We start from the raw sequence: 9,827 nt of genomic DNA on the forward strand, positions 1-9,827 counted from the left end.
TTAGTCTAATACAAATGCTTTTGGTTGGGGAAGAAATACATATACTCCAAGAATATCAGGAGGAAGAATGGGATGCACAGCTTCGTAACGTTTACCACCGACCAAGGCTTTGAACCGTCCATGGGCTTCCACCAGTTTTACAGCCCGCTCTTCAGCAAGGTCGGTGAATTGATTGATTTTGTTCTGGAATAAGACCATTTGGTTTTCAAAGACATCCTGCTGTCGTTCAGGACTCAGGTTTTGACTACTCTCTACTTCAAACAATAAAGTTTTACAGGTCTGATAATCCAAGGTTTTCCCGTCAATGGCATTGCCTTCAAATCCCCAGAGATACATTTCCTCAGAGATATTCTCTACTTTGCTCTGTACTTCCTTGATGACATTCCTGACTCTAAACTGTATAATGGTTGTTTGAATATCTACTTTACCTGTCATGATTACAGAAGCTCTTGCTACCTGATCAAAATATGCTTTGGACTCAAAGGCCAACGAAAGCAGGAATTGACAGAGCTGTTCTGTGAATTTATGGTTCCTACCTATGTAGATATATCCTTCAGGAGTAGGAGAGTGGAAACTGATTGAATAGCTTGTTTTGGTTCCTAAGGTCTCTCGTATATGGGCAGGAAGGTTTTGGATAAACAGTTTATAGCCTTTTTTCTCTTTCTCGTATGAACCTTTCAAATGTACAATTCCATTGAGTACCAAAGTTTCCACTGATTGAATATCACCAATAGCTTCGTCAACTGCCTTCAGGTCATTTTCAATTTCTTCCTGCGGAACAGCCATGTGAGCAAAAATACTTCTTAGGTTTTTTGCCTTCTCTTTTGCTCTCTCCAGTTCCTTAGTGATGATCGCTTGATGGTAATCACTTCCAAAATCCAACGAGGTCTGACTGGCTTGCAAGGCTTTCTTGGGATTCAAAAGCACTTCATTCAAGACTGCATCCATGATGGATCGGTTGTCTTCCCCCAAGCTGATGCTGACACCTGTAGACTTTTGGATATCTCGTACTTTTCTGATAAGGACTTTCAATACAATGGCATCAATCGGATTATCTTCACCCCATAGCAACCAGGTCTTCACAGTTTCACTTCGCTGACCATAGCGGTCAACGCGTCCTTCACGTTGTTCAAGTCTATTGGGATTCCAAGGCAAGTCGTAATGCAATACGGCGTTAAAATGGTCTTGTAAGTTGATCCCCTCACTGAGACAATCTGTGGCTACAAGCACTCTTCTTTCCGACTGCCCCATAAGATCAATCTTCTCTTTTCGCTGTTCATCAGGGAGTTCTGAAGTAATAGCTTGTACTTCGATTGATTTTGGGAGTTCCCTTCTAAGAATCTCAGCAAGGTATTTAGCTGTGGCTATGTATTTACAAAAAATGATGGGCTGATAACCTTCCTTCATCCATTGCTTGATGATTTTAGCTGCCTCGTTGGCTTTGTAATCTTGCTTGATTCCTGAAAGGTCTTCTAATTTTTCAGCCAGCATAAATAAAACACCCAATTCGGAATCTTCCAGACCTGCTTGATCCAACAATTCCATTTGTGTGGAATCTGTATCTTCTTCAATCCGTTCGATGACAGGATTTTCTTCGTATGCAACGGCTTCTGTTTCTTCCTGTGTTCTTTGAATTCTGCCTTTCAACATTTCTAAGCCAGCAGCAGGAGAGGACATTATTCCTCTGAGCAAGGCCAATGCCGCCCAATATTTTCCTTTAAGTCCTTTATGTTGTTCCGCTCCCTGAGTCAGTCCTCTGGCAAAGGCCTGTGCATCCGTGAAAAAGTCACGATAATCCGTTGAAAGTTTGTATCCAACTTCTTTTGTATCTCTATCCGGAAATGGTGTCTCCTCTGATAGCCACTTACGGATATTCTCCCGTTTTCTTTGGATGAAATGCTTGGCCATGGCCTCCCTGTTTTTTTGATCCAAGGATTCCATATTCAGCTTCCCGAATTCAGGTTTGAGTAAACCAAGCAAAGATTGAAATTCCTCGTCTTTTCCGCTGTGTGGTGTAGCTGTCAATAACAACAAATGTCTACTTTCCACTTTGGAAAGGTCATGAAGGAGGTGATAGCGTTGCTGTTGAGAAGGCGAACTTGCACCAGCTGGCGTGGTTGCCGTATGCGCTTCATCTACGATTATAAACTCCGGGCAGTCGTTGAGAAAGATCGGTTTTCTACGGTCGTTTTTGATATAGTCGATGGATATGACCTGATAAGGAAACGCTTTGAAGATGCTTTCCGAGCCTGTAATTTTTCTTTCCAATGAAGAAACCGTACTACTACGGATGATTTCTGCGTCGATGTCGAGTTTGTCTTTGAGTTCTTTTTGCCACTGTTCACAAAGGTGTGGCTGACAGATTACGGCAAATCGTTTAACTTCTGCTCTCTCGATCATTTCCCTTAATATGATCAGGGCTTCTACAGTTTTACCAACCCCCACATCGTCTGCTATCAAGAGCCGTACAACATCTTGCTTCAGGGCCATCACAAGAGGGACAATCTGATAGGATCGTGGTCTAAATGACAGTTTACCCATAGCCCGAAACGGACCAGAGGCATTTCTGAAAGAAAGTCGTGAAGCCTCGAACAGAAGCTTAGCTGTTTCGAAATCCCCCAGATCATTTCTTTTGGGTTCAGGAAACTTGGCTTCCTTCCATTCATCTTCCTTGATCTGCAAGGGTAGATAAATGCCTGTGGCTTCATCATCTGAACCACCTAAAGGTTTTACTTTCAATATATCTACATCATCAGAGGGCAGTATTACCCATTCTCTTCCCCTCAGGGAAATCAGTTTACCCGGTGATGGTTTTTCTTTTACGATCATGCTTTTCTAAAAATATCTTTTCTTCTAACAACCAATTCCTCAACCGGCTCTTTGTAATACCATTCAATGACATCTATGCCATTGTCTTTGAGAATTCCTCGTTTGTGAGAATCATCTTCTCGGACGGTGTTTCTGTCATGGACTGATCCATCACAGAACATCACGGCTTTGATGCTTTTATCTTTGTGGAGAAACACAAAGTCCGCACTGATGTAGAATCCTAATTGTTTATTCAAATTAACTTGTGCTTTATCAGGAAGTACAAGGCTGTTTTTATAGCAATATTCAATTAGTTTTCTCTCCATGGAAGAGTTAGTATCATACTTTTTTAATAATTCCTGATAATGGTTTTCCCGATCAAAGTGCCCACTATTTCCCGACCCTGTATTATCCACTTCGCAAATCATCAAAAGCTCTAATGCATTTTTAATTTTAAATCGATCTAACTTTTCATGGTATCTCTGATTGTAATATGATAGTAAGTCATCATAACTTGCTTTTGGCTTCTCTGGAGCAAGGTCTTCTTTGGATTCAGGATCAAAATGCATTTGTCTATAAGCCTCTTCGAAGATTTCTCTTAGTTTGTCAGGATTTTGCACCAGTTGTGAAAGTATCCCCAGACTTCCTTCGGCAGCTTCATAAATCAGGATGTTCCTGGAATCCTCTGGCCCCATGAACCATATTCCAACTTCTGATTCTTCAATTTGGAAAACCTGTTCTATTGCTCTCTTTAAAGCATAGGTCAATGAAATAACACCATCCTCATCCAATTTAAGCGCTTTGATAGGCTGCATATAAAGACTATCAGCCGTGTCTGTAGAGAATAAATGAACTGTCATGGCTGGATCATTTTCACGATCTTGATTTTCAATCTCTGATTGTTTGAGCCATTTCCCAGAAACCTTACCAATAATAAATCCAGCATCTTCACCCTTAGAAGACTTCCACTTTTTGTTGACTTGAATAAGTGTGGAAGCAGGACAATATGTCAAGTTCATCAAGGGGTGTCCTGATGCACTGAGGACAGCCTGTTTGGTATGCTCAATTCCTTTAGGGTAATTGAAATATTGCTCCATCTCGTAACCTGAAGACATCCTTTCTTCCTCTTCTGAAGAAATCCTTTCTTGAGGCCATGTATCTGTTTCTACCAGCTCCATGATATTTTTATACACCATGGCATTACTCTGACCTTTTAATGGTTCTTGAGTTATTGGATCATTGTTTACGGATTTTCCAGCTTCTCCAAGCCATGCATAGCCGGTTTTAGTAGAAATCTTAAGGGACTCTGTTTTAGCATCTGCATCCGAAAGTTGCATACGGGTAACACGGAATTTCCCACCATTGTGATAGATTAGATTCCCTGGTCCAAATTCACGTAAGGCAATGAAGCGTGGCCGTGAAATAAAGGTGCCATCATTATTACTCCTTTTTCCGATAAAGGCCCTTACTGGAAGTCTTGTGAAATTATAACCTGGAAGAAAGCCTTCTGCGGCCAAGTATCGATAAACATAGAACTCAGATTCATTTGTACCGTCTCTCTTGGATACATTAAGGAGAAGGTCTCTCTGTCTATGTCCAATAGCTACCATTCTTTTTGCTTCCCTTGCTTGACTACTATCAGAACTATAAGTCGGATCTTTGATAATTGTCGTACCTTTTTCGATAAGGTTTGCAGCATTGCGAAACAGCGTTCTCCACCTGTCAAAGCTTCTATCAAGACTATGAAGAAAACTATTGCATTTGCTGACCATCCAGTCTTCTGTGAACCAGACAATTTTTTGAAGATCAGGATATTTGTCTACAATCACTTTCTTGAATCCTGCAATCCAAAAATGGCTATAGCTTTCTTTTTGGTACTCTATAAAGTCTTGAATCTTCTGAAAAAGTGGTAGATCTTTTAGGTTGTCTATATTCACAAAATCTTTTACCGAGGATTGGATATTACTCAAGCCAAGATTCATGAAAATATAAGCATTCAAATGGGAGGCAATTAGTTCTTCATTCAATAGATCAATCCTTGGAGCATTCACAGCCCCTGCAACCATCTGAATGGAGTTTCTGAAATAGTGTCTATCGTGTGGTGAAGTACTTGAGCAATAAGTAAAGACAAGGGCAGTTTGTCCGCTTCTGCCAGCACGCCCACTTCTCTGTGCATAATTCGCTGGGTTGGGAGGTACATTCCTCATGTGGACAATGCTTAGGTTGGCGATGTCTATTCCCAGCTCCATGGTTGGAGAACAATACAGTGCCGCTATATTTCCTTTCCTGAATTCTTCCTCCCTTTCAATTCTATCGCGGGAAGCAACCTGTCCAGTGTGCTCACTTGCTCTGAAAAATTTATCAAAATCTCTAAAGTCCTGCTGATAGAATTTTTTAAAATAGTGATTAGGCTTTATCTCCAGACCTTCACCTGTGGTATTGATTCTGACTTCATCTGTTAGGACAGACCTTCCATCACCCAGTTTCCATACTACCATCTCACCCCGTAACCTGAATCCATTTACCTTGGCTTTGTCTCCTTCAATTTCCTGCATAGACAAGAAATTACCTCGTTTCAATGTAAGACAGAGATTATTGATGTATTCTGTAAGTACCTTTCCTTTAATTGGATCAAGCCCATGTCTGATAAATAGTCTTTTGATATACTTACCAAGATTACTGGTGGCTCCTATACTCTCTAAGTAAACTCCCTTTTTGGTTCTTCCTGGTCTTTCCACCACCAAGTAAGGAGTACGCTCAAGACGTTCATCAGCTTCCAGAGACCACTCTTTTTCTGGATCAAGACGCTGTTTTAATCGTTCTTCTAATGCAGCTCTATTACCCTCATCAAACAAGTAGTAATCAAACGCAAAAGCTGTACGGAAGTAATTCAGCACATGAAGCAGTACATTTCGCCTTGTATCTTCTTCAAGCTTAGCAAGTAGTTCGTCTTTCTCGAAAAAGCTTTTTTTGACTGCAAAGTCCTGTAATTTTTTGTAATCAATATCCAGTAAAGCACATTGCTCCAGGTTTGGAGTATTGTATCTCCAGCCTCTTCTCAAGTCGTATAGAATTCTTACTTTTAGGTAATCTTTTAATGCTTTTTCATTTTCCTCATCTGGCCAGTCTGGATCACTTGGGTTTTTCGCATAATGATCTTCTTTAAGACCCAGAGTTTTAAAAACTTCATCTGAAATAGTGTCAAGAGTTAGACTATTGTTTTGTGCATTTTTGAGTGCACGATAGATAGAGGATCTTAATTTTCCGATCATCAAAAAGTCATTGAAGTGACCTGTTTGAAGTGATGCATCTTGACGATTATCCGTAAAGCTCATGACCTTCTGATCTTCAAAAGGTGTCTTTTGCTCAAATTGTGCTTTCAGGATACTGAATGTGGCAATGGTGGTGGTAGTACTCCTTCCCACATTACCTACTTTCATCAGCTTGGTGTTTTCTTTGGTCCTTGGATCATAAATAACACCACAAGTAGGATCTATGAATAATGGAGCTGAGACGAACCATCCATATTGATCCAGATCATTTTCTTTTTCGGTTGAAAATTTGCCAGTGCTATTGAAATAAATTTTTTGAGGTATCCTGAACTCGTAATAATTATCAACGATTATTTGACCTTTTTTTTCTTTCCACCAAGTCTCCGGAAGTGAATCAATCATGTCTTCTGACCAAATATCTTCACCATTTTCAGGGAGCAATAAATAGCCTGATTCAAAGTCATTTTCAGTAAGCTTTCTCCTTGACTTATTTTCTGTTTTACTACCTTTGAGCTCTTCCTTTGTTATTCTATCAGGTAGATCATCAGGTTCACGAGGTAAAAGTCTTCCATCAGGAATATTTTTCTTGACACAAATAAAGTCATGACCAGAATACCGGCTAAATAGTACAGGGAAAATAAATCTTCCTTGGTCACCTTCTTCAGTGTACCTTCCGTCTTCAAGTGTAATCACTCTTGACTTTCTTTCATCCAAAGTGACATAGACATTTCCAGTTTGAGAGATGAATTGATGGATCTTAAATGGAAGGAAAGATAGCCTTTTAGAAGCATTCTTTTTATTCAGTTCTTCAGACCATTCGAAGAATCTGATCAGAAACTTTTCACATTTTTCTTTATCATCAATCTGAGCGGCATCGTTTAACCTTGAAATGATTTGGCTTAACTCAAGAGGCTTTGCTCTTTTGATTTGACCGTTTTCATCGAACTCAAGAGCAATTTTTCTTTCAAGCCAAATAGCTAATGGATGATTTTTAAAAGATTCTTCAGAACCATCAATATCAATTTGTTTGATCATGATTTCTTGTAGCTCAAAAGCTCCAGGTTCTTTTGCTTTAGGGTTAGTTACTGTTTCAAGGGTTTCTCCTATAACCTGACCTTTCTCGAATCGTTCACCAAAAATTTCTGTAGCAACATTGGCGACAACTTCTTTCTCGTCAAAATCACCTTCACCTGAAGCCATCGTCGCCGAAGTTCCTATCGAAAGTACTTTCTGAGTACAAAGGGACTTGAGTCTTCTGATCAACATGGAAACATCTGCTCCCTGTCTCCCTCGATAGGTATGCAGTTCGTCAAAAACTAAAAACTGTAAGTTTGAAGAGATTGATTCTCTGATTGCTTTTTCCTTACCCCTCGTTAAAAGGAGTTCAAGCATCATATAATTGGTCAATAGGATATCTGGCATCTTTGCCTCAGTATCTTCTCTTTCCTCTTGCGATTCTTGCCCAGTATATTTACGGAAAGTGATCGGGAAATCATCTCCATAGTTTTCCTGAAACTTCTCTATCTCTTTATATTGAGAGTTGATCAATGCATTCATGGGGTAGACCAAGATAGCTTTGATACCTTTCTTCGATTGATTTTTAAATAACTCGTTAAAAATAGTTCCCAAAAAAGTCAATGACTTTCCAGAGCCCGTTCCAGATGTGACGATAAATGAAGAACCCGTTGTTCCTAATCTGATAGCTTCTTCTTGATGGGTGAAAAGTTGATAGCCTTTAAATACACGATTCATTTCAGGTTGAAGTATACCTTCTTTAACCAAGCTATCAAGTTTTGCTGCTTTTTTAAAAGAAGGATTGAATTGAATTAAGGGCTCAGGAATGTAAGATGTCGTTCGAAAAGCATCGTCTACCACCTTATTGATCCTTTGATCTTTAATGATGTTAAAACTTTTCAGATAGTCCTTATAGTCCTCGACGATCTGATTATGAACTTCAAATGCCTGCATTATTCCAATTAAAAGAGATTTATTATAAAAAGATTTATAAATATATTGAAAAACTTAGGTTATAAAAAAATGCAACTTAGATATATCAACAATTGATTTCTATGTGGCATTTACTTAAAATTACGGATTAAACATATGTCTTATCCAGCATGTTTTGGAAAATAGATCTTTGTGATTCTTTTGAAATCTATTACTAAGACTTTTGAAACGACCTTAAAGTAATTTTCACCTTATTGTTGAAAAGGGTAGCTGTGTTTGAGAAAGGTATTTATCTCAAGATTTAAATCATACGATGTTTTAATAGCTATTCTTTCTTTTTTTCTAGTTTGAACACAAGCATAGTTCCCAAATGGTGTTAAAATCTGGCAATATTGCTCAATCTAAAGATACGAGGGTGGGTTCAATATTATTATGGGAAAATAAGCCATAGAAGTTTAAAACCTGTGTTTTATTACTTACACCATCGGTTGATCAGATGAGTCCTGAACAAGTTCAAAAGCTTCAAAGGAAGCAAGGTCAAAGCAATTAAGTGGCTTAGGCAAGTGACGGTTTCATATCCAAACTTGTTTTATCACTAGAAATTGAGCTACAAATTAGTCTAATAAATGGACTATCCGACTGCATAATAAGAGCTTCCGTAATGAGCGGAACAGGCTGTATGAATCGAGCGATTCACTGTCTGTTCCGAAAATCAGGATACGGTTCGGTGAGAGGTTTAGTGGTGGGATTCCCCTTTACCTCGACTATGGTTTGGCTTTTTATAATATTCCTGATACGCTTATAAATTCTGTTCCATCAACGGTCTCTTGTGAAATTGATTCAGCATTTGTTTCGTAGTTCTGTCCTGTAACAATTTGTTCTGCTCCTTCTCGTTTTGGAATGGTTGTTAGCTGTAACTCACAATTAAAGAAGCTAATATCAAGGTCCTTCAATATATTAAAGAAGCCATTGTTTTCAATAAGATTTTCTTCAGCTGGGTTCAACCATCCTTTTTTAATACTCTCGTATGCCAATAACCAATTGGAAGAGAATAAAATATCTTCCTTAAGATTGGTCTCTATTTTTTCAAAATTAGGACTGCCTTGGACTAAGTTCATTTCTCGTGTCATACACAGTAAAATGAGGATTGCAAAATCGTCTTTTGTATCAAGAACAGAATTTGCAGTTTCTTCACTTATTGAAATGTTAAATGACTTGGCTAACCATAATGCCCATGAAACTTCAAAACTGTGATTTACAGGAGCGTGAATCTTAATTATGTCTCGAATTAATACAGTGAGTTTCTGGAGGGATTCTTCATTTAAATAGTCACGATAAGAAAGAAGAATTTTAGTTGTTATATCTAAGATAGCCGGTTGAATTAGGCTAGTTTTAAATAAGAGGTTCTCAAATAACTTCCAACTATTTCTGCTAATCTCAACTGTTCTAAACTCAAATGTCCTTAGAGCATACTTGAACACCCAATCGGTTCTTGATTTATATTTTGCTCCGATACCCCATATTAAGCTAAAATAATGTTTAAGGCTATTTTGGAGGTTGGTTCTTTTAAATACAAACTGATTAAGCTCAGTAACCCAATCGTTTTCAAAAGAGAATGGGTATTCACTTATTTCAACTTTTTTATCGTTTATCTCTAGCTGATATTCATTCAAGATTAACCCTACTTTGTCATGTTTCTGGGGATCTGTTTAAATTTCTTTGAATCTGGCGTCGATAAGCATAAAGGTGTTTGAGACAATAATCCATGGTACTCTCAAGGTTTTCCCACCTGCTAGAGAT

3 protein-coding genes are annotated in these 9,827 nt (G+C 38.5%); all 3 read right to left on the minus strand.

Annotated features, from left to right (window positions below):
- The 3 genes from MM239_RS17090 to MM239_RS17100 all read right to left on the minus strand — a co-directional run bounded on the left by MM239_RS17090 (nt 1) and on the right by MM239_RS17100 (nt 9,700).
- On the minus strand, nt 1-2,829 hold the full coding sequence (locus tag MM239_RS17090) for a helicase-related protein (protein WP_241349469.1): 2,829 nt from the start codon (nt 2,827-2,829) through the stop codon (nt 1-3).
- On the minus strand, nt 2,826-8,048 hold the full coding sequence (locus MM239_RS17095) for a DEAD/DEAH box helicase (protein ID WP_241349470.1): 5,223 nt from the start codon (nt 8,046-8,048) through the stop codon (nt 2,826-2,828). Before MM239_RS17095 ends, MM239_RS17090 begins: the two co-directional genes overlap by 4 nt.
- A 758-nt stretch (nt 8,049-8,806) precedes the next feature.
- A complete protein-coding gene (locus MM239_RS17100; protein ID WP_241349471.1) occupies nt 8,807-9,700 on the minus strand; it encodes a hypothetical protein in 894 nt (297 codons plus the stop codon).
- Between the last annotated feature and the right edge of the window lie 127 nt (nt 9,701-9,827).

Source organism: Belliella filtrata (genome assembly GCF_022549775.1).
GTDB classification, from domain to species: Bacteria; Bacteroidota; Bacteroidia; order Cytophagales; family Cyclobacteriaceae; genus Belliella; species Belliella filtrata.